The organism is Microbacterium sp. A93, from assembly GCF_051842835.1.
On record NZ_JBPXMT010000015.1, the window covers coordinates 1 to 22408 of the forward strand.

The 22408-nt window shown below is 63.8% G+C and carries 17 protein-coding genes and 1 pseudogene; 7 read left to right on the forward strand and 11 right to left on the reverse strand.

What is annotated here, in order from left to right:
- Window positions 1-540 precede the first annotated feature (540 nt).
- Window positions 541-1011: pseudogene (locus ACSU1G_RS29485) on the forward strand (IS1634 family transposase); the annotation flags it as partial.
- Window positions 1012-1057: 46 nt separating this feature from the next.
- On the opposite strand, the gene ACSU1G_RS29490 reads toward ACSU1G_RS29485, so the two are convergent.
- The 9 genes from ACSU1G_RS29490 to glmS form a co-directional block, all read right to left on the reverse strand.
- Window positions 1058-2578: a hypothetical protein gene (locus tag ACSU1G_RS29490; RefSeq protein ID WP_439284375.1), complete on the reverse strand. Its 1521-nt coding sequence runs from the start codon at window positions 2576-2578 to the stop codon at window positions 1058-1060.
- Between the two features lie 107 nt (window positions 2579-2685).
- Window positions 2686-3804, reverse strand: coding sequence for a non-hydrolyzing UDP-N-acetylglucosamine 2-epimerase (gene wecB, locus ACSU1G_RS29495; protein WP_439284377.1), 1119 nt, complete (start codon window positions 3802-3804; stop codon window positions 2686-2688).
- A 28-nt stretch (window positions 3805-3832) separates the two neighbouring features.
- Window positions 3833-4936 (reverse strand): polysaccharide biosynthesis C-terminal domain-containing protein, encoded by a 1104-nt coding sequence (locus ACSU1G_RS29500; RefSeq protein ID WP_439284379.1) that lies wholly within the window; start codon window positions 4934-4936, stop codon window positions 3833-3835.
- Window positions 4933-5979 (reverse strand): SDR family NAD(P)-dependent oxidoreductase, encoded by a 1047-nt coding sequence (locus tag ACSU1G_RS29505; RefSeq protein ID WP_439284381.1) that lies wholly within the window; start codon window positions 5977-5979, stop codon window positions 4933-4935. Before ACSU1G_RS29505 ends, ACSU1G_RS29500 begins: the two co-directional genes overlap by 4 nt.
- Window positions 5980-6025: 46 nt before the next feature.
- Entirely contained in the window at window positions 6026-6616 is a 591-nt protein-coding gene (locus tag ACSU1G_RS29510) for a sugar transferase (protein WP_439284383.1), read from the reverse strand.
- The gene (locus ACSU1G_RS29515) at window positions 6613-7791 is read right to left on the reverse strand and encodes a DegT/DnrJ/EryC1/StrS family aminotransferase (protein ID WP_439284385.1); all 1179 of its coding nucleotides are present in this window, start codon (window positions 7789-7791) and stop codon (window positions 6613-6615) included. Before ACSU1G_RS29515 ends, ACSU1G_RS29510 begins: the two co-directional genes overlap by 4 nt.
- Entirely contained in the window at window positions 7784-9679 is a 1896-nt protein-coding gene (locus tag ACSU1G_RS29520) for a GNAT family N-acetyltransferase (protein WP_439284387.1), read from the reverse strand. Before ACSU1G_RS29520 ends, ACSU1G_RS29515 begins: the two co-directional genes overlap by 8 nt.
- Window positions 9680-9734: 55 nt before the next feature.
- On the reverse strand, window positions 9735-11525 hold the full coding sequence (locus tag ACSU1G_RS29525) for a polysaccharide biosynthesis protein (RefSeq protein ID WP_439284389.1): 1791 nt from the start codon (window positions 11523-11525) through the stop codon (window positions 9735-9737).
- Window positions 11526-11771: 246 nt separating this feature from the next.
- Window positions 11772-13643, reverse strand: a complete 1872-nt coding sequence (gene glmS / locus ACSU1G_RS29530) for a glutamine--fructose-6-phosphate transaminase (isomerizing) (RefSeq protein ID WP_439284391.1) — start codon at window positions 13641-13643, stop codon at window positions 11772-11774.
- A gap of 156 nt (window positions 13644-13799) precedes the next feature.
- Between glmS and ACSU1G_RS29535 the strand changes: the two genes are divergently transcribed.
- The gene (locus tag ACSU1G_RS29535) at window positions 13800-15230 is read left to right on the forward strand and encodes a hypothetical protein (protein ID WP_439284393.1); all 1431 of its coding nucleotides are present in this window, start codon (window positions 13800-13802) and stop codon (window positions 15228-15230) included.
- Window positions 15231-15244: 14 nt separating this feature from the next.
- On the opposite strand, the gene ACSU1G_RS29540 is transcribed toward ACSU1G_RS29535, so the two are convergent.
- Together ACSU1G_RS29540 and ACSU1G_RS29545 are read right to left on the reverse strand one after the other, a co-directional pair.
- A complete protein-coding gene (locus tag ACSU1G_RS29540; RefSeq protein WP_439284395.1) occupies window positions 15245-16129 on the reverse strand; it encodes an SGNH/GDSL hydrolase family protein in 885 nt (294 codons plus the stop codon).
- Between the two features lie 55 nt (window positions 16130-16184).
- A complete protein-coding gene (locus ACSU1G_RS29545) occupies window positions 16185-17297 on the reverse strand; it encodes a hypothetical protein (protein ID WP_439284397.1) in 1113 nt (370 codons plus the stop codon).
- 175 nt (window positions 17298-17472) lie between these two features.
- Between ACSU1G_RS29545 and coaA the strand changes: the two genes are divergently transcribed.
- The 5 genes from coaA (at window position 17473) to ACSU1G_RS29570 (ending at window position 22381) form a co-directional block, all read left to right on the forward strand.
- Window positions 17473-18531 carry a type I pantothenate kinase gene (gene coaA / locus ACSU1G_RS29550; RefSeq protein ID WP_439284399.1) on the forward strand — a complete coding sequence of 353 codons (1059 nt, stop codon included), beginning with the start codon at window positions 17473-17475 and terminating at the stop codon, window positions 18529-18531.
- A complete protein-coding gene (locus ACSU1G_RS29555) occupies window positions 18531-19298 on the forward strand; it encodes a M15 family metallopeptidase (protein WP_439284400.1) in 768 nt (255 codons plus the stop codon). Before coaA ends, ACSU1G_RS29555 begins: the two co-directional genes overlap by 1 nt.
- A gap of 200 nt (window positions 19299-19498) precedes the next feature.
- A complete protein-coding gene (locus ACSU1G_RS29560; RefSeq protein ID WP_439284401.1) occupies window positions 19499-20068 on the forward strand; it encodes an AMIN-like domain-containing (lipo)protein in 570 nt (189 codons plus the stop codon).
- Between the two features lie 147 nt (window positions 20069-20215).
- Window positions 20216-20641 (forward strand): large conductance mechanosensitive channel protein MscL, encoded by a 426-nt coding sequence (mscL, locus tag ACSU1G_RS29565; protein ID WP_439284402.1) that lies wholly within the window; start codon window positions 20216-20218, stop codon window positions 20639-20641.
- A 285-nt stretch (window positions 20642-20926) separates the two neighbouring features.
- A complete protein-coding gene (locus tag ACSU1G_RS29570; protein WP_439284404.1) occupies window positions 20927-22381 on the forward strand; it encodes a benzaldehyde dehydrogenase in 1455 nt (484 codons plus the stop codon).
- The last annotated feature ends 27 nt before the right edge of the window (window positions 22382-22408 follow it).

The window sequence follows — 22408 nt, forward strand, 5'->3', positions numbered from 1 at the left end:
CGGCCTGACCCAACAGCGCGGGCGCAGTGACCCCGATAGAAGCACTACCGGATACCTGCGCCCGTGCTACCGGATCGCTACACACCCGCTACCGAAAGAGCCGTCTATACACGCTGGGGGCTTACTGGAACTTCGGAATGCCGACGGCTCAAGTCATCGGCACCGTCGGCAAGGACGGCCACGCGCTGAGCGGACACCCACCCGGGTGACGTCACAGGCCCCGTGGGCAGGGCACGTCCCTCAGATGCGTGGGAGCGGTCCAGGACGCCCGGGAGGGCCGCTGTCCGTTGAACGTTCCCTGCTCCCGCCGGACGGTGCGGACAGTCGTTCTTGAGGCGCAGGGCAGATGGTTGGGCCGCCGGAAACCACGCCTCGAGAAGGTGCACCGGACGCCGTGGGGTGGTGATTCGTGCTTGATGATGACTCATCTGAGACAGGATGGCCCGTGGTGGCTCCCACCGCCGCGACTGGTGGCCCCCAACGGCAATATCGCTGGCCCCGAATGGCAATATCGGGTGGCTCCCAAGCCTCCGAATACTCAACCGCTTCGTGAAGCTCGCCGGCAAGAAACCCGGCGTGGACTGGGCTCTGGTTGAACGGGCCCGCCAGCTCCTGGGCCTGAAAGGCTACGTTTCGAATATCGGCCCAGAAGTGCTCGACGGGCCGGCCGTGGTGGCGGCGTACCACTCGCTGTGGCAGGTGGAGAAGTCCTTCCGCATGGCCAAGTCGGATATCCGCGCGCGGCCGATGTTCCACCATCAGCGGGACTCGATTGAGGCCCACCTGACCGTGGTGTTCTGTGCCCTGGCCGTGGCCCGCCACCTTCAGGACGTCATCGAGGTGAGCATCAAGCAGCTCGTCCAGACCCTCAGGCCCCTGCGGACCGTGATCATCAACGTCAACGTCAACGTCAACGTCAACGTCAACGGTCACGAACTCACCGCCGCCCCAGCCATCGACGCCGACACCCAGGAAATCCTCGACCAGATCAGCTCCCACGCGGGGCACTAAATCTGAGCCAAGTCGGGCTACACACTCGCTACCGAAAAAGCCGTCTCTATACACCACCGGCAGATGTGCCCACTGGCGCCACGTGCACTGCAGATAGACCACGGTGATGCGAATATTCCCCGCGGCTTGGCGCGACGTAATGCTGAGGACGTCCTGCCTTGAGGGGATTCTTCACCCCTACGTTGCCCTTTTTTTCAACAGCATTATGAGGCGCGGCAACGTCCTCGACAGGCTGTTCCCGAGGGCAGAGGGCGAAGATGATCGTTGCCAGAACGAAACCGTAGCTCAGCAACGACGTGATGGGGCTGCCATTAACGAGGCCTATCATCGGCAACAGAAGAACACCGACCACGAGGGATATGGGCAGTCCTCGAGCTGCGCTATTCAACACCAAGGCAGTGATGAGCAGGATAGCAGCTTCAATAACTATTCCCATGATTCCCCAGTTGGCAAACCCATCCGCAAAGAAATTGGCATTTGCGTTGAGTCCTTCAAAGCCCAAGTAAGATTCGCCCAGATATTGAGCGGGTGACATCTGATACGGACTCTGCGTGACACCTTCGAGGAACGAATAGGACCATTTGTGCTTAGGTGCACCGCCATAAAAATCTGCATACATGGCCGTGAGATAACCGGCATTGATCATTAGTCGATTGACGAGTATCTGCACGATACCTATTTCACGAAACGTCTCAATCACTATCGACAGGATCGCGATTACATTCACGGAATGCAGGAAGAGCCCACTCCTCAGGCTCGATCTATTCCGCAAAAACCAACCAAGACCGACTGCAACCGGTACGGAAAGAAAAATCGCCTTGAAACCAGTGTCCGAGTAAATGAGCAACTGTCCGACGATGCCGATGAGTATAAGCGGTAAGCCTTTCCTTTTTGCTCCCAAGACCATAATCAGCGGGTTGATCACGTTACCCTGATTGCTCACCAGATACCCCAGAAGTGGGCTGGTCTCCGCAAGGGTGGATTTGTATTCGCTTCGAATATCGTAGACGCTGAAGAGTCCCGGAAGGTCGATGGACAGCCCCACCGTGACTGCCATGACTCCATAGGTGGCGACTGAGAATACGGCTATCGTCGACCATAACCAGGCTGATTGACGCACAACGATGGGGACGAACGTCGCCGCCCTGACGGACCACACCTTGTTCATGACCAGGAGGGTCGCTGCTGATCCCACGGACCAACCAAATGCTTCCCATCCCCCAATTGCGCCGCTGAAGAACGGGATGACACCGATGGGCACCACGACCAAGCTGAAGGTCATCCAGGCAATGACGTCCGAGGGGCGACGCCATTTCGCACTCAAGGTCCATCCGGTGAGGATATGGGCACAAAGGCCGATCCCCATCAAGACTCTGTCCGGCTCGACGTAGTAATACCTAAGATAAGCGAATCTATCTGCAGCAAAGTTTACATAAGCGTACTCGAGCACCAGTGCGTATACCACGACGCCAAGAATGATACTTAACCTGAAGGCCAGTTTGCCGGGTTTGCGGTCCATGACATCACTGCCTGAATTTAACATAAATTGGTTTTCAATTCGATCCATAAATCGTCATAACTTAAATCAAGCTACCGTGGCATGAGCATATTTGACAAGACACAGGGATGCGCGATGACTGCCGCCGAAAACATAAGACCGGCAGGATCGCCACGTCATGATCGTTCGACGCGAATTCCGGCACGGCGGTTGTGGAGTCGAGCGTTTGATCGGATGAAATTTACCACGCGGCGGGAGGAATCGGTGATCTGGTAGTCAGCTGGGATGGTTGACCGTCCGTCGGTGCCGTGCTGATCAATCGTGATCCTGACCGCGTCGACCACATCATCGGGGTCCAGTCCTGTGGTGATGATGGCCCCCGTGTCCATGGCCTCTGGGCGCTCAATCGCGTCGCGAATAGTGACGGCCGGGAATCCGAGCATGGATGATTCCTCGGAGATGGTGCCGGAGTCCGAGATGACGCAGCGGGCCGCAAGCTGCAGCTTGTTGTAGTCATGGAAGCCGAGGGGCTCGTGGAGACGCAGGTTGCTGTTGGTCTCCAGGCCATACTGCTCGATCCTCTTGCGAGTCCGGGGGTGAGTCGAGACGAGGAACGGCATGTCCTGATCAGCGGCCACAGCCTGCAGGGACGCCAGAACCTGCTCCAGCCGGTCCTTGCGGTCCACGTTCTCCTCCCGGTGCACGCTGGCCAGCAGGTAGCCGCCGGGCTCCAGTCCGAGGCGGTCCAGCACGTCCGAGGCGTCGATCTGATCGCGGTAGCTCGACAGTACCTCCATCATCGGCGACCCCATCACCATCACATTCTGCGGGTGCAGTCCCTCCGAGAGCAGATTGCGCCGCGAGTGCTCCGTGTAGACGAGGTTGTAGTCACTCACATGGTCCACGAGGTGTCGATTGATCTCCTCAGGAACATTGGGGTCGAACGACCGATTGCCGGCTTCGAGGTGGAACACCGGCACTTTGAGCCGCTTGCCCATGATGGCGGAGACACAGCTGTTGGTGTCCCCCAGGACCACCATGGCGTCCGGCTTCTCCTCCAGCAGCACTCGCTCAGTGCCACGCAGTACATCGCCCAGTACCGCCCCGAGAGACGAGGTATCCACGTTCAGAACGTGGTCAGGGCTCCGCAGCCCCAGGTCCCGGAAGAAAACCTCGTTGAGGTTGTAGTCGTAGTTCTGGCCCGTGTGCACCAAAACGTGGTCCGTGGTGTCTTCCAGACGGCGGATCACGCACGCCAGGCGAATGATCTCCGGCCGGGTCCCCACAACGGTCATGACTTTCAACTTCTTGGCCACAGCAGCCTCAGACTTCCTGGTAGAACGTGTCGGTGTCATCGGGGTTGAAGATCTCGTTGGTCCAGAACTGGGTGAGTACATCCTCGTCCGTGCCCGTATTGCAGATGTTGTGCACCCAGCCAATGGGCATGTCCACTGCCTGGGGCTGATCGCCGGTGACGTTGATAGTCATCACCTCAGTGGAGAACATGCGCCGAAGCCCGAGTGAGGCCTTACCGGCAAGCACCACAAAACGCTCGATCTTCCGCAGGTGGTAGTGCTGTCCGCGGACCACGCCCGGCTTCGTGGTGGAGAAGAACGTCTGCCCCTCACCTCCATGGCTCTTGACCGTCTCCACCAAGTGTCCCCGGTGATCGGCGCGCGGTTCAAGCGGCTGCGCAGGCCGGACCTCGAAGGCGAAGGACCGGTAGGTGTTGAACAGGTCCCGATCAAAGGCACCTGTCAGGTCTGGGATCTCCGACCGCGAGTAGAGCACGTTGAAATGTGCCAGCTTCTCAGCGATCTCCGAGACGGTGATGTCGGTTGTTCGGTAGGCGTCCAGATCTGGAGACGACTGGGCCTCCAGAAGGGCTTCCGCCGCCACCTGGGCGTGCATGAGTTGGAGCTCCTTGTCCTGCTGCACTTGGACGGGCTCCCCCTGAGCCGTCAGATGACAGAACGTCGCCACCACCGAGTTGTAGAACGGTTTGCCATGCTCGCCGAAAAGGTTGGGAAGGAGCAGGTCTACAAAGACCAGTCCCAGCTCGCTGCAGACATCTCCGAGGATACGAGCCGCGTCCTGCTTAGCCGAGCCGTATTCCGACCCGTTACCCGCCTGGACGGAATTGGCGAACACCACGGTCTCCGGCCGGCTCGGAGCATTCCTGAGTGCCTCAGCGATCTGTCCGGCCATCAGCCGATTCCCGTGGGCGACTTCCTCATCGGTGCCACGATTGACGCCCGCCAAGTGCACGAGCCGGTCAGCACCGTCAATGGCCGCAGTCGCATCAGCCAGGTCGAAGCCGTCACCGAGGTGAATGGGACGGACGTCTTCACCCGTCCTGGAGAAGTTCCGGATCCGCAGGTGCCAGCCCAGGAAGCCACCGGCACCGGTCGCAGCGATGATGCTCACGCCAGCCCCCAGCTCTTCCGCTCGCGCTGGATCTCGGGAAGGCTCAGGAGAAGTTCCTTGGTCTCCTCTACATCCATATGCCGGGCCGTGTGCGAGTCGTAGTCCGCGTAGGCGTTAACCGTCTTGCTGCCCTCTTCGAAGAACGGTGTGTAGTCCAGCTGCCGCTTGTCTGCTGTCACCCGGAAATAGTCGCCGTGATCCACGGCGCGGGCCAGTTCTTCACGAGTGGCCAGCTGCTCGGAGAGCTTCTCCCCGTGGCGTGTGCCGATGATATTCATATCAGGTTCACGGTCGAAGAGTTCACAGACAGCGGACGCAAGGTTGCCGATGGTGCACGAAGGGACCTTACGGATGAACAGATCGCCCTGTTCGGCGTTGTTCATGGCGTAATGCACCAGGTCCACGCTCTGGTCAAGACTCATCATGAAGCGCGTCATGTCCGGATCCGTGACGGTGATCTTCTTGCCGGTCTTGAGCTGGTTGATGAACAGCGGGACCACGCTTCCACGGGAGTACAGGACATTGCCGTAGCGCACGCACGAGACCATGGTTTTGGCCTGCGGGTTCTCCAGGCCGTGGGCCTGTGCAACCTTCTCCATCAGTGCCTTGGTCATTCCCATGGCGTTGACCGGGTATACCGCTTTGTCGGTACTGAGACACACCACGGATTCGACGCCGACTTCTTCGGCCGCCTTGATTACGTTCTCGCTGCCTCGGACGTTGGTCTTGACGGCCTGCATCGGGAAGAACTCCGCGGACGGAACCTGCTTGAGCGCGGCCGCATGGAAGACGTGCGTCACGCCCTGCATGGAAGCTCGGATGCTGTCATAGTCGCGAACGTCACCGAGGAAGTACCTGATCCTGTTGTCGCCGAGGTCATGGCGCATCTGGTCCTGCTTTGCCTCATCGCGGCTCAGGACATGGACACGTTCACTCCCCTGATCGAGTAGATAGCGCACCATCCTGTGGCCGAAGCTTCCAGTGCCGCCAGTGATGAGCACTGACTCGGGAACCGTCTGTTTCGGCTCGCTCTTGTCACTCACTGTTGTCCTCCATGCTTGTTCGTCATTCGCTGCCTGCTGACTGATCTCACTGGAGCAGCACCGCTTTCGCGGTGTTGCCAAGAATCTTCAGGTCCCCCACCAGAGACCTGTGCTGCACGTACTCCACGTATGCAGCCGCCTTTCTCGGAAGGATCGAGTTCACATAGTGCGACTCAGGGTCCTGGGCCAAGGCCAGCTCGTCCCCCTCATTCCGGAATTCGATGGACGCCGGATCCGTGATGCCCGGCTTCACAGAAAGGATCACCGGCCGCATCTCAGTAGGCCACTGTGCAACATACTCTGGAACCTCAGGGCGAGGCCCCACCAGCGACATGCTGCCTCGGAGGACGTCGTAAAACTGCGGAATCTCGTCCATCTTGGTCTTCCGGAGAATCGCGCCGATGCGGGTCACCCGCGGATCCCCCGTGCCGGATACTGCCAGGCCACCATGGTCGGGCCGCATGGTCCGGAACTTGTGAATCCGGAACGTCCGACCGTACTGGCCAACACGTTCCTGGGTGAAGAGCACCGGACCAGGGGATGTCACTTTGATGGTGACGGCCACCACGGCCAAGGCGGGGCTCGTGACCAACAAGGCCCCCGCCGAAACGACCGTGTCGAAAAGCCGTTTGATCACCGAGCCAGCACCCGCCCGACCGCACGGATGACCTTTTCCACGTCGCCATCGGTCATCGAGGAGAAGATCGGAAGGCTCACTGCCCTCTCGAACTCACGAGTGGCCACCGGGAAGTCAGCATCCGTCGAACCGCAAGCTTCCTTCCAGTACGGATGTAGGTGAAGCGGAATGAAATGGACTGAGGTCCCGACTCCCTCCTCGCTCATCCGGTTGATGAACTCGTCACGGTGCATTCCTACGGACTCGGCATCGATTCGCAGCACGAAGAGATGCCAAGCATGATTTTCCGGGCCCTCGGGCACCAGTGGCATCTCAAGGGGCAAATCTTGGAACGCTTCCAGGTATCGGTGGGCAATCTCGCGCCGTTTATCCCGCATTTCCACGGCCCGTCCCAGCTGAACTCGACCCATCGCCGCCGCCGTGTCCGGCAAGTTGTATTTGAAGCCGGGTGCCACAACGTCGTAGCGCCAGGCCGGCACCGTTGACTGGTAGCGGTTGAAGACGTCTCGGCTGATCCCGTGCAGGCGCATGGTCCGCATTCGCTGGGCCATCTCCTCAGATCGGACCATCACCATGCCACCCTCACCTGTGGTGATCGTCTTGGTCGCATAGAAGCTGAACACCACCGCGTCTGAGGTGGAGTTGCCGACGTACTTGCCGTTGGACATCACGGGGAACGCATGAGCCGCGTCCTCGACCACCAGAAGTTGGTGCTGGGATGCGAAGTCCTCGAGCTCTCCGGCATCCACCGGGATCCCGGCTAGGTGCACCGGCATCACGGCCTTGGTACGACCGGTGATTTTCCGCTCTGCGTCAACGAAGTCGATGTTGAGTGTCTCGGGATCCACATCCACGAGCACAGGATCTGCACCGACATACCTGACCACCTCTGCGGTGGACGTAAACGTCCACGTCGGGACCAGGACTTCATCCCCGGGACCGATTCCCAAGGCCTCCACTGCCAGATGGAGTCCCGCCGTCGCCGAGTTCACCGCCACACAGATGATGTCCTCACCGCCGAGGAACTCCGCCATTTCCTTCTCGAAAGCCGCAGCATTCGGGCCGGTGGTGAGCCATCCCGAACGAATCGTCTGGGTGACAGCGTCGATCTCGGCCTCAGTGATGTCGGGCCGGGCGAAGGGCAGGAAGGGGTCGTTCTCTGTGGCTTCAGGCATCGTCAGAGGTCCTTTCGGGATCAGAATCAAGCATGGCCTTGACGTATCGGTTCATGCGGCGGTTCTCCGCCGTCTTGTAATCATCGTGAACTGTCCATCCAAGTCGTCGATAGAAGGCGTTCACGCTCTCGTTTCCGTCAGCGTCAGTGGTCAGGACTGCTGATGAGGCGCCCTGCCGTTGCGATTGTTCTGTCCATTCTTCGAGAAGTAATCGGCCTGCACCCTGTCCCTGAAGGTCCGGATCAACACAAATCGAACTCAAGAGGGCTGCCCCGGGGAGGTTGTCAGGGACCTCCCCGCGGTAGGCTACCGCTCGCAGCAATCGTGGTGCACGCGAGGGGCTTTTCAGCGCGACGGCGGCGCTCTGGGTGGCGAAGCCCACGAGACGACGCTTCAGCAGGCGTTTGAAGAACCCGGAGGGTTCCGTGGTTCCCACGGCTGCTCCCCGCACCTTGCCGGTGGCGTCGAGGAGGACTGCCGACACAGCAGTCGGGTCGTCCAAGAAGCCTCGGTAGAACTCCTTCAGGAATCCCGTACCGAGCTTCGTGAGGAAGAACTCGGGGAAGGCCTGCCGATGGAGATCCGCGATCTCGTCCACGTGCGCCCGACGGAGCGGTACCACCTGCAGCGCTGGCGCAGAGCTCGCCGTGCCCGTCCGCCGAGTGCGCCCGGCGGCAACAGCCAGGGTGTGCTCAGCGAGATCGGTGGTCCTCGCCACGCTGAACTGGTCCAAGTACGTCGCCCGTGCGGTGGCGCCCATCGAGGCGAGCCCCTCCCGCCCCAAATCTGCCAACTCCTGGATGCCCCGGGAGATCTCCGCCGGTTCACTCTGGTCGACAGCCACGCCCGCACCTGCCGAGGTGACGACATCAACAACGTCCCCGGAGGCAGCCACCAGGACCGCTGTGCCGGAGGCGAGAATCGCCTGAGTCTTGCTCGGCATGGTCATGGGCGTGAGGGGATCATCCACCAGGCTGATGTATGCGATATCGGCCGTCGCCATGAGGTCAGTCATTCGATCTTGAGGGACTCGGCCGATGAATCGTACCGCTGGCGCCTCGGCGGCGAGGAGTCGGAGGCGGTTCTCCTGGTTGCCTCCACCGGCCATCACACATACGACGCGCTCTGGATCGAGGTCGCGGCAGGCCGTCATGAGGGTGTCGAGTCCCTGCGCCTGACCCATCGCGCCTGCGTAGACCAACACGATTTGATCCTCGTCGATGCCCAGCTCCGTCCTCATGGACGCCCCCTGGGGGTGGAACACCTTCTCATTGGCCGGCTTCGGGATGTAGGTGATCTTTCCCGCGGGTACGCCTCGTTCGGCCAGAATCCGCCCCACGCTGGGAGCAATGTGCACGACTGCGTCAGAGGCCTTGTACATCGAAGAGACCCAGGCATTGAGGATTGGAGCAGCGAGGCGACCGGCTGCGCCACCAGACTCGAATCCCGACACCATGACGGTATCCGGCCATAGATCTGCAACCTCGCTGATGATCGGGGTACCCCGCAGATAACGCTGCAGAAGCATGGGCAGCGCAACCGTGATCGGTGAGTAGTTGACCCAGACCACGTCCGCCCCACGGAGAGCGCCAAGTCCGAGTGCTGCAGCGCTAGCCCCAAAGGATCCATAGTTGAGGAGCCTCTTGGCTAGGGAGTTATCGTGGCTCGGAAACAAGTAGGTCCGGGTCACGTTCACCCCGTCCAGCGTCTCGTGCATGCGAGGTTCCAGACGGTATCCATCAGCGACTCTGCCGTCGGGATAGTTTGGGAAGCCGGTCACCACATTGACGCTGTGCCCGCGTTTGACGAGTTCTCGGGCGAGGACTCCCGGTAGCGAGGCAGGCCCCGGCTCCGGGTCGTACCACTGAGTGATCATCCCGATCTTCATGCCGCCGCAAACCGCCCTTCACTGATCGTTACGACGACAGTAGAAATACTGGGAATCACGCGACACCAGGGGTCTCGCGCTGGTCCTCGAGTTTGCCGCAGCGTTCCAACCAAACCGCCTTGTTCATATCGATCGGTGACAATGTATGAACGTGAGCATGGGTTATTTTGGGGTGATAGGGTCGCGCGTCGCCCTCGCCCAGCCCCACCAATTCCTCGTGCATCTTCTCGCCCTCGCGGAGTCCAGTGAACGTGATCTCGATGTCCTTGCCGGACATCTCGATCATGCGCTCTGCAATATCGAGGATCTTGACGGGCTCACCCATATCCAAGATGAGCACTTCGGCAGGTGCGCCGATGGCGCCGGCCTGGACGACCAGCTGACAGGCCTCCGGAATGGTCATGAAGTAGCGGGTGACATCCGGGTGAGTAACCGTCAACGGGCCACCCTTCTCAATCAATGTCCGGAAGGTCGGCAACATGGAACCGCGGCTACCGATGACGTTTCCGAACCGCACGGAGAGGTACGGGCGGCCTGTCTCCTGAGCCATCCAGGCCGTCAGCTTCTCTGCGACCCGCTTGGAATGCCCCAGAACGCTGGTTGGATTCGCAGCCTTGTCCGTACTGACATTGATGAACGTCTCGACGTCGGCATTGCGTGCCGCGTTGAGGACGTTGAGGGTCCCCAAGACGTTGGTCTTCCAGGCCTCCTCCGGATACTGCTCCAGCATCGGCAAGTGCTTGAGTGCAGCAGCGTGATAGACCACCTGTGGCTTGCGATCCTGGAAGATCCGCTCCAAGGCTTCAGGCTCACGAATATCGGCCAGGACGACATCGCGGGTATGGAGCAATCCGTGACCGATGACACCGATTTGTGCCTCTTGCAGACCTGTTTCGTCGCGATCCACCATGATGAGCTCCGAAGGGGCCCACTTAGAGATCTGCCGGCAGAGTTCCGAGCCGATAGACCCGCCCGCACCGGTGACCAGAACTCGCTTTCCTGCGATGTAGTCCGCAATGGATTCAACCTCGGTGTCCACGGGGTTCCGTCCGATGAGATCCTCGATGGAGATGTCGCGGAGGTCGGAGAGCTTGGTGTGACCCGCCATGATCTGCTCCATGAGGGGAAGAACACGGACGTGCAGTCCGGCTTCGCCTGCCGCATCGGAGATCTCACGAACCAACGAGGAGTCGGCTCGGCCGATGGCCAGCACGAGTTCCATCGCGCCGGTCTTTTCCACCACGTCCGTCAGCTCGTTGAAGCCGCCCATCACCTTGACGCCCCGGATCTCCAGGTTGGACAGCTGAGGATCGTCGTCGAGGAGCGCCACGGGACGGTACTCGGAATCCGCGTCCGTCTGCATACGCCGGACAACCGTCTCGCCAAGATATCCAGCACCATAGACGATGGTGGCTTTGGCCGTGCTGCCGGGCTTACGCCGCCGTTCCATGAAGAGTCGGTAGATGTACCGGATACCCAACATGCAGATCAGCGCCATGGGGGTGGCGATGATCCCGGTACTCCGCGGGGTGTCGAAGACATTGCCCAGCACGAGCATCAGGACCGTCGTCATCAGTCCGACCAGAACGACAATATAGGTCAGGGACTTGACCTCGTCGAAGGTGCCGTAGACATGCCGGCCCCGATAGATACCACTGACCAGCCCTAGAACGGCCTGAAGTGCTGCCGCGACAAGACCGAAGAGAAGCAGGCGCCCCCAGTCCATCTGAATGAAGTCGAACTCGTACCTCAGCCAGGCAGCGAACAGGATCATAGCGATCCAGCTCGCCATGTCGACGGCAAAAAAAGCCGTCCTGGCAACGTGTGTTCGAGTCCGCCGGTTCATGGTCCTCCAAGATGCGCGAGTCCGAGAGAACCTCTGGCTTCTCGGCGCCGTTCCACTGCCGTGGCCCCCTCAGGCGGACGACAGAATGACAAACAGATACTACGTCATGACCTATAACCCGAAACGGGAACATTGATCTGTTTCGGATGTTTCAGGCACTACATGCGGTGATCTTCTGACGAACAACCCAATTTTGGGTGAACTGACAATTATATGCCCACGTCAGGACTCACACTGTGATTCGTCTTACTCCACCGTCACGGACTTCGCCAAGTTACGAGGCTGGTCCACGTCATAGCCCTTGGCTGAAGCAAGTTCACAAGCGAAGATCTGCAGCGGGACAGTAGTTAACAGCGGCATGAGCAAGGGTTGGGTCTCCGGTACGTAGAAGACCTGCTCCGCGTAATCCTTGACGGTCTCGTCGCCGGCCTCTGCCACCACAATCGTTTTGGCCCCGCGCGCGCGGACCTCCTGAATGTTGGAGACCACCTTGGCGTGCAGCGAGTGGCGGTCCATCGGGGAGGGCACCACCACGAAGACCGGTTGGCCTTCATCGATGAGCGCGATGGGACCGTGCTTCAACTCACCTGCCGCGAAGCCCTCCGCGTGGATGTAGGCCAGCTCCTTGAGCTTGAGCGCACCTTCGAGGGCTACCGGGTAACCGACATTGCGGCCCAGGAACAGTACGGAGGACGTCTCCGCCATGGCCCGAGCCAGCTCCTTGATCTGATCGGCGTTGTCCAGGATCTGCTGGACCTTGGCCGGGATCTCCGCCAGATCGGCGAGGATGTCCTTGATCTCCTGGCTGTACAGCTTCTTGGTCAGCTGCGCCATGTAGAGCCCCAACAAGTAGGCCGCGGTGATCTGCGCCAGGAAGGCCTTCGTCGATGCCACAGCGATCTCAGGGCCGGCGTGGGTGTAGAGCACGGCGTCAGACTCACGCGGAATGGTCGAGCCGTTCGTGTTGCAGATAGAGACCGTGCGGGCACCCTGCTCCTTGGCATAACGCACGGCCATCAGCGTGTCCATGGTCTCGCCGGACTGGGAGATGGAGACCACCAGGGTATTGACGTCGATGATCGGGTCGCGGTAGCGGAACTCGTGGGAGAGCTCGACCTCCACCGGGATGCGGCACCAGCGTTCGATGGCGTACTTCGCCACCATCCCGGCATAGGACGAGGTGCCGCAGGCCAGGACGATGATCTTGCGGATGGACTTCAGCTCGTCCTCGTCGATGCGCAACTCATCCAGGATGAGATTGCCCTCGGTGTCGCTGCGGCCCAGGAGAGTGTCGGCCACGGCCTGCGGCTGATCGTAGATCTCCTTCTCCATGAAGGTGGCGAAGCCACCCTTCTCGGCAGCGGCGGCATCCCAGTCCACGGTGAATTCCTTGCCCTGGGCCGGGTTGCCGAAGAAGTCTGTGATCTCGACTGCGTCTGCGGTAATCGTGACGACCTGGTCCTGCCCGAGTTCGACGGCCCGGCGGGTGAAGTCAATAAAGCCCGAGACATCCGAGCCGAGGAAGTTCTCGCCGTCTCCCAAACCGACCACGAGCGGCGAGTTCTTGCGGGAGGCAACCACCCGGTCCGGGTGGTCGGCATGGACGGCCAACAGCGTGAAGGCACCCTCGAGGCGCTGGCTGGTCAGCTGCATAGCCTTGGTGAGGTCCTGGCCCGCCTCATTGCGGTAGATGTGACCGAGGAGTGCGGCGGCCACTTCCGTGTCGGTCTCCGAGCGGAAGATGACGCCGTGAGTCAGCAGTTCCTTCTTCAGCTCGGCAAAGTTCTCGATGATGCCGTTGTGAATCACTGAGAGCTGATCATCGTCAGCCAGGTGCGGGTGGGCGTTCAGGTCAGTGGGGGCGCCGTGCGTGGCCCACCGCGTGTGGCCGATGCCCACCGAGGACACCGGCACGGGGTGCTCTTCCAGCTCTGCGGTGAGGTTGGCCAGCTTGCCTGCCTTCTTCCGGTGCTCCACGGCACCGTTGGCCACCACCGAAATCCCTGCGGAGTCATATCCGCGGTATTCGAGGCGCTTGAGGCCTTCCATGAGCACGTCCAAGGACGAGTGCTGATTCAACTGAGAGGGCTGGCCAATATAGCCGACGATTCCACACATGGGCACTAGGTTATCCGGTCCCGCAGCTGACCCGAGCATCCACCGCACGCAGGCGGTTTACATGACTGCGATGACCGCACATTAGGCTGGTGCGGCGAAGGGTCTGAGACCGCAGCCTGGGGCGGTCTCCCCAAGCCGAAACCACAAGGCAGGACAATGCTCTGGCGCCAGATTCAATCCCATTGGGACTACTACCGCTTCGTCTACGCCGAGGAGACCGCGTTCCTCTGGGGCTCCGTAGCCTTCCTGCTGGGCATCGTGGTCTTGCCAGAAGCGTGGGTCACGCCGGCCTTCATCGCTCTCGCGGCTCTTGGTGCCGCCGCGCTGGTCTGGCGGCTGGTCCTGATCTTCCGGAAGTGGCGCTCCGTGCGCTTCGCATTTCGAGACGAGCCCTCCTTCCTCGGTGAACGGCATGGCGATCCCGCCGCTGCCGTTCAGTGGGCAGCCTCAGAACCGCGCCTGGAGCGGACGGGCCAACAGCCGGGTGTCAAGGCGGTGGAGATTTGGTTTGACGAGGCCGTGGACCGCGCCCTGCAAGCGCAGTCCCCCGCCCACCGCGATGAAGAAACGGGCGGTAACCAGGTAGCCGTCGTGCGCCGGAGCCGGCACGCCTACGAGATGCCGGCTGTGCTCGCCTCCGGAGCCGCCGCTGCCCTGCGCGTGGACCGGAACACGTCGCGTCGGCGCAAGTTACCGATCCGCTTCAATGGCCGGTTGCTGCGGTTGACCACAGAGCCGACCGTCTCCCAATTGGAGTCCGGCGACTTCGAGGTCCAGCCCGTCACCTACTTCGACGGAGAAGCCAGCAACGAGACGTGGCCGCTGGTCAACACCAACGGGGGTGAGGAGGCAGGGGAATGCCCGGTAGAGGAGTTTGTCCTGGACCGCGCCGGGCGCATCCGCATGCTGGAGAACGCTCGAGCGGCCAACCTTGTCGGCATCAGCACCGTGGCCGTGACGGCGGACCGTCATGTGGTCTTCGTCCAGCAGACCCACGGCAACTCGATCGCCCCCGGTTCGCTGGCCGTCAGCGGGTCCGGATCGTTGGAGGACATCGACCTGGGCAGCAAGGGACGTAGAAAGGTCCTCTTCGGCAGTCGCCACACCGTCCAGCCGCGGCGGGCCCTGACAGACCTGGTGTTGACCGGAATGCACCGCGAACTGTGCGAGGAGAGCCTGGTTCGGCCAGAGGAGATCATTGCAGACTCCGCTGTGGTGACCGGATACTTCCGCTGGGTGGACCGGGCCATGAAGCCGGAGTTCTCCGGCCTCGTCCGACTCGACTGCACGGCCGAGGACCTCTCGGCCCGGCGCCAGCGAGGCGCCGAGAGGGCCTTCACCCAACGGACGGTTGCAGTGCCGCTGGATGGCGCGCTGAAGCGCCTGAGCGGTTCGGCGGAATCGTCGGGCTACATCGACTACCGGGCCGCCGGTGACGCAATCGACGCGGTGCTGGCGGCCGAAGTCACCGCCGGTCAGCTCCTGACCGATCACGGTGGCCGTGTGCTGATGTCTCCCAGCGCTGAGCACGCGTGGTTTGCCGCAGCCCGGTACCTGCTGAGCCACCCTGGATGGCTGGGCAACTGATCTCTGCCGGAATCTCAGGCCGCGAAGAACTCCGTGACGGTGTCCGCCCAGAGCTGCTGGCCGTCGTTGTTCGGATTGATCTGGTCCGTGAGCAGGGACTCCCAGTCGCCGGCCTCCTCGAAGGCGGCGAAGACGTCGATCACCGGCAGCTCGTTTTCCTCGGCGGCGGCGCGCATGGCGTCCCGGTTGGTGTCCGCGTAGCCGGACCAGGTGGCCAGCGCCGGGTTCTGGGCGGTCAGCACCACGGGGGCGGCCTCCTCACCGCCGGCGTCCAAGGTCCCGAGCAGCTCGTCCAGGGAGGAGGCCACGGCCTCCGGAGCACCGAAGTGGCCGTAGCTGAGGATGGTCAGGTCGGCCTCGGGCTCGATCATGTCGTTCAGCTCGAGCGGGAAGCCCGGGGTGCCCTCATTGGCGGAGGCATTCCAGATGGTGATGGTCCGCTCGCCCTCGCCGTACTCGCGGGCCTGTGGGAACCAGGTGCCGGACTCCGGGTTCCAGGTGTGGACGCTCACGGAGGCCTCGGCACCGAGCGCCTCCGCCCAGCGGTAGACCCACTCGCTGCTGGTGTTGGAGGTGGAATCGCCCAGCACGTTGATCACGGCATCATCGCTGCCGTGGACCACGTCCCGCGCGGCGGTGGTGGCGGCCTCCACCGGATCAGCGGGGGCCTCCTCCTCGGCGGTCTCCGTGGCGGTGGGGCTGGGTGAGGCCTCGCCGGAGCCCGCGGTGGCCTCCTGGGATGAACCGGAGAGATTGGCCTCCCGATCAGACTCAGCGTCCGCGCGGTAGGCCTGCTGCTGGGTGAACAGGACCACGAGCAAGGCCACGATGGCCAGAACCAGCACGATGAGCGCCGTCCACTGCAGCTTGGGGGCCAGGCCCTGGCTGGTTTTCGGCATGGAGTTCCCTCGTTTGTCTCTCACAAGGGCAGATCCTACCGGGTGCGCGGCACGCTCAGCGGTTCACCGTGACGTTGACCGTCCCGATGGTGACGGCGACGGTGCACCCCCCGGTGCCGGCGGCCGGGGGCACCTCCGGTTCCTCGGCGGGCTGACCCACCTGGACCTCGACCCCCAGGTCCTCCAACACGGCGGCGATGGGATTCGCGAATGTCGTGCTGCCGTCCGTGGAGCCGGCGAACAGCAGGCCCACCACCCGGCGGTCCGCGTCCAGGATCACCGAACCGGAGTCCCCGCCGTCGGAGAAGCGCTCGGACCGCTCCGCGTCGGTGGTGATGCGCACCTGCCGCCGGAACGTCCGGCTGCCCAGGCCGTCGCCGTAGTCGAGACTGAGCGAGGCCTCCGTGGAGGCCACGGTTCCGGCGGTGTGCTCCGTGGTCCGGCCCCGCTTCTGGACCGCCATCCCCGGGGCGGCCTCCGCGACGCCGGTCACGTCTCCGATCCCGGTGACCTCGGCGGACCACTGCCGTCCCTCCTCGAGGGTCACCACGGCGCCGTCGGTGTTCTCCGTCAGTTGCGCCCTCGTCAAGGTGCCGAACTCATCGGCGGCCGGGTCGCCGCCGTCGGGCCGGCCGGGCTGGACCATGCGGTCCCCCGCGCTCCACTGATCGTCCACGCAGGCCACGTGGAAGTTCGTCATGGCCATGACCGTTCCCGAGTCCCGGTCCCGGACCAGCGCCCCGAGGGTCCCGACGAACGTGTACTCGCCCTCCTCCTCCACGTCCGGGGGCGCCAGGAACACGGCGCGGGACGGGCCCATGCTGATGCCGCCGGCCAGCACCGGGTACCGGGAGCCGTCCACCTGGCGCCCGGTCTCCACGCGCTGCCGGGCCGACTGGAGCTCGATCACCATCTCCTGCACGTCGGTGGTGACCCCGTCGATCTCCGCCGGGATGAGCTCGTCCGGTGCCAGGTCCGCCTCCGGCTTCTTCTGGGTGACGAAGACGAGGATGCTGGGCTCCCCGGTGCCCCGGCCGCCCCGCACCTTCTCCCCGATGTCCACGCCCACGACGCCGGGCCGCGCCAGCAGCTCGTCCTCGGAGTGGTCCTTGACCGGCTTGATCGCCGCGATCTCGTGGCGTGCGGGCACGCGGTCCCGGTGTTCCATCAGAATGCCTCCTCCAGGTGGGACGCCGCCGACCCCGTTGGCCGACGTCGCGGACCACCCTGGTGCTGGGTCAAGTCAACGCCTCCGCGGCGCCCGAGGTCCAGAGCCGGTGCGTCCCAGCCGGGGAAGCTCCCCGACGCATACGAGGCCCGCTTCACAGCGGGTGCCGCACCGCATGGATAATGGACGGGTGAATCCCCCCGACGCACCCGGCACCGGACTCCCCCAGGCCACGCCTGTCACCGCCGCCGGGCCCATCACCTGGGCCGGCTCCCCGCCCGAGCCGGACTCCGGCGAGAACCACTACTCCCCCTTCGTGGAACTCGAGCGGGACACCTGGGCGCGGCTGGCCAATGAGATGGAACAGCCCTTCGACCAGGACGACCTGGACCGGCTGCGGGGCATCGGCGAGAACCTCTCCCTGCGCGAGGTCGCCGAGGTCTACCTGCCGCTGTCCCGGCTGCTGAGCATCAATGTGGACGCCGCCGCCCACCTGCGCCGGGCCTCCAACGAGTTCCTCGGTGAGTCCACCCGGCGCACCCCCTTCGTGATCGGCGTGGCCGGCTCCGTGGCCGTGGGCAAGTCCACCACGGCCCGCGTGCTCCAGGAGATGCTGCGCCGCTGGCCCAACACACCCCGGGTGGAGCTGATCACCACGGACGGCTTCCTCTACCCCAACGCGGAGCTAGAGCGCCGCGGCCTCATGGATCGCAAGGGATTCCCGGAGTCCTATGACCGACGGCGGCTGATGCGGTTCGTGGCCGACGTCAAGTCGGGTGCCCCGGAGGTCCGGGCCCCCATGTACTCCCACCTCACCTATGACATCCTTCCGCACGAGGAGGTGGTGGTGCACCGCCCGGACGTGCTGATCGTCGAGGGGCTGAACGTGCTCGCCCCGCCGCGGGTCCGGGCAGACGGCACCGCCGGGCTTTCCGTCTCCGACTTCTTCGACTACTCCATCTACGTGGACGCCAAGACCGCCGCCATCAAGCAGTGGTACACCGAGCGGTTCATGCGCCTGCGCTCCGGGGCCTTCGCGGACCCCAAGAGCTACTTCCACCGCTACTCCAAGCTCTCCGACGCCGAGGCCACCGCCACCTCCGAGGACATCTGGGACCGCATCAACGGCCCCAACCTCGTCCAAAATGTGCTGCCCACCCGCGGCCGCGCCAAGCTCGTGATGACCAAGAATGCCGGCCACGCCGTCACCCGCGTTCTGTTGAGGAAGGTCTGATGACAGATCGTCTGCGGGCCATGGCACTGCTCGGCGTTGCCGCGGTGATCATGACCGGGTGTTCCACCGCCGACCCCTCGGTCTCTTCCACGGCGTCTTCCACTCCGACGTACTCCCCGCCCGGTATGTCCAGCCCGGCCTCAGCTTCCACGGAACCGGAGCCGGAACCGGAGCTGGACCACTCCTCCCCCGCGTCCCTCCACGTACTGGTCAACAAGCAGCACCCGCTGGACCCGGCCGACTACGCGCCGGAGGATCTGAGCGTGCCGGACGTGCCGTCGTCGCGCACGAGTCTGGAACTGCGCGCCGAGGCCGCCGGCGCGGCTGAGGAACTGTTCGCTGCGGCCGCCGCGGACGGCGTGGAGCTGACGCTTCTCAGCGCCTACCGCTCCTACGCCTACCAGCAGGGCACCTACGGCGGCTGGGTTCAGAAGTACGGCCAGGCCGAGGCGGACCGGATCTCCGCGCGCCCGGGCTTCTCCGAGCACCAGACGGGGCTGGCCATGGACGTCGGCGCGGCCTCCGGCGCCTGCGCCCTGGAGCAGTGCTTCGGGGACACCGGGGAGGGTGCCTGGGTGGCGGAACACGCGGCCGGGCACGGCTGGATCGTGCGCTACCCGGAGGGCGCCGAACAGACCACGGGGTACTCCCCCGAGCCCTGGCACCTGCGGTACGTGGGCACCCAGGCCGCGGCCGACGTCGTTGCTTCCGGCGGGGTGCTGGAGACCGCTTGGGGCTTCGAGGCGGCGCCGGACTACGCCTCCTGACCGCGCCGCTGAACCGCTCCCGCCGCCACCCCCTCCTCGGCGTCACCGAACCGAGGCCAACGGGACCGTGACCGGGCCTCCTGACGGTCTGAAAGCAACCGGAACTCAGCCAATCCGTGCTGTCCGTTTCGGCGGCGCGGGCGCACACTTCTGCTAGTCGGACCCGGCACGGCGCCGGGCCACCAGTGGAAGGCACCGTCATGAGAAAGCCACTCGCCGCCGCAGGGACCTTTGCCCTGGCCATCGGACTGGCCACCGGGCTGAGCGCCGCCGCACCGCCGCCGGCGGCCGCCTCGGGACCGTACAACGATCCCTACTGCGGCATTACCTGGGGTTCACTGACCAAGTCCGCCGGCACCTACTCCGGGGCCCAGATCACCAACGCCCGGGCGGGCCGGCACAGCTGCTTCGACCGAATGGTCATCGACCTGCGGGGCAAGGTCTCCGGATTCGACGTACGCTACGCCTCCGTCTATCGAGAGGGATCGGGCCAGTACGTGCCCCTGTCCGGGGCAGGCGACATCCGGATCGTGGTCCGCTCGGCGGCCTACACCAGCTGGGGCTCGCCCACCTACACCCCGGCCAGCTGGGCCAACGCCGTCAACGTCCGTGGTTTCGACACCTACCGCCAGGTCGCCTACGCCGGCAGCTTCGAAGGTCAGACCACCTTCGGGCTGGGCGTGCGGGCCCGGCTGCCGATGCGCGCCTTCATACTGGATGGACCGGGCACCGGCTCGCGTTTGGTGGTGGACGTGGCGCACCGGTGGTGAGGTGCCGGTGAAGCGCTGATGCAGGTGACGGCGGACGTCCGGTGGGGTGGTCCCAGCCCATGGGGCGGGAGCACTTTCGCCGGACGTCCGGCGTGTCGTTGCCGCTCTTGACGCCTGTTGGTCCCTAAGCGGGCCTATTCTCTAGCCATGCTCCAGGGATTCAAAGATTTCATCATGAAGGGCAACGTCGTCGATCTCGCCGTTGCCGTCGTCATCGGCGGGGCCTTCGGCGCCGTCGTCACCGCCATGGTCGATTCAGTGCTCATGCCGTTCATCTCCGGCGTGGTGGGGTCTCCGGACTTCGATTCGTTCGCCGTAGTCACCCTCAACGGCAATGACATCAGGTTCGGCGTGCTGCTCACCGCGTTGGTCAACTTCCTGCTGATCGCCGCCGCCATCTACTTCATCATCGTCATGCCCATGAACAAGATGATCGAGCGCCGCAACCGCAAGCTCGGCATCGACCCGGACGCCGTGGAGGTCTCCGACGACGTCGTCCTCCTCACCGAGATCCGCGATCTGCTCTCCGCCCAGCGCGGCGGCGGTGCCATGCCCCCGCGCACCGAGGTCTGACACACCCCTTTCCGTCCTTCCATCGACACCGACCAAAACGGTGCGGCGCCCCACCCGGGGAGCCGCACCGTTCTGTTTCTGCTGACACCTGCTACATCACGGCCTCAGGTGATGACTAGACACGCCGGTCGGATGGACAGTTGGCGAGGCCGTGATCGGAGGCGCATTTCGCGGAGTGAGAGAGTCGCCTGACGTGTCCGCGACCACATGCGAGGCTATAACGGACAATGAGGTAGGGACCTACCAGGCCGGCACCCCCGCACGGCCACCACATGAAGGAGTGTCATGAGTTTTCTGGATTCGTCTGTTTGGGGCGGGAAGATCTACACGAATGGTTGGACGAAGGGTTCGGCCGAGTCGGCGGACGTGATCGAGCCGGCCACCGGTGAGGTGTTGGGCTCTGCCGGGATGGCCTCGCCGGAGGATGTGTTCGCCGCGGCCACCCGGGCCGCCACCGCGCAGAAGGAATGGGCTGCGAAGAAGCCGGAGGAGCGGGCCGCGGTGCTGCGCCGGGCCGGTCAGGTCTTCGAGGACCACGTGGACGAGCTGAACACCTGGGTCCAGCGCGAGACCGGGGCCATCGCCCCCAAGGCCGGGCTGGAGACCCACGTGGCGGCTAATGAGTGCTTCGACGCCGCCGGGCTGCCCCACCACCCGGCCGGGGACGTGTTGACCTCGGACGAGGACCACTGGTCCTTCGCCCGCCGCCAGCCCGCCGGGGTGGTCGCGGTGATCTCCCCGTTCAACTTCCCGCTGATCCTCTCCATCCGCTCCGTGGCCCCCGCCCTGGCCTTGGGCAACGCGGTGATCCTCAAGCCCGACCCCCGCACCCCCGTCTCCGGTGGCGTGATGATCATGCGTGCCTTCGAGGAGGCCGGCCTGCCCGCCGGGGTGCTGCAGCTACTGCCCGGTGGTGCGGCCACCGGGGCGGCGTTGACGGAGGCCCCGGAGGTGCGGATCGTGTCCTTCACCGGGTCCACCGCCGCCGGCCGCAAGGTCGGGGAGGCCTGCGGGCGCAACCTCAAGCGCGCCCACCTGGAACTCGGTGGGAACAATGCCCTGGTCGTGTTGCCCGGGGCCGATGTCGCCGCCGCCGCCAGCGCCGGGGCGTTCGGGTCCTTCCTGCACCAGGGCCAGGTCTGCATGACCACCGGTAGGCACCTGGTCCACGAATCGTTGAAGGACGAGTACGTGGCCGCGCTGAAGGAGAAGGCCGAGAACCTGCCGGTGGGTGATCCGACGGGGCAGGTCGCCATCGGTCCGATCATCGATGCCGGTCAGCGGGACAACATCGACCGGATCGTGCGCGGCGCCAAGGATGCCGGGGCGAACATCGAGGCCGGGGGCACGTACGAGAACCTGTTCTACGCCCCCACCGTGATCTCCGGGATCGATCAGGACAACCCGGCCTGGGCGGAGGAGATCTTCGGGCCGGTGGCCCCGGTGATGTCCTTCTCGAGCATCGAGGAGGCCGCGGAGATCATCAACGCCAACGAGTACGGGCTCTCCGTGGGCATCCTCGGGGACGTGGGCCCGGCCATGCGCCTGGCGGACATGGTGCATTCGGGCAAGGTCCACATCAACGAGCAGACGGTTTCGGATGAGTCCAATGCCCCCTTCGGCGGGGTCGGGGCCTCCGGCACCGGTTCACGGTTCGGTGGCTACGCCGCGAACATCGAGGCCTTCACCGAGACCCAGTGGCTCACCATGCGCCCCGAGATCGCTCCCTACCCCTTCTAAACCCCACCCCGTTTTGAGGGCGATCCC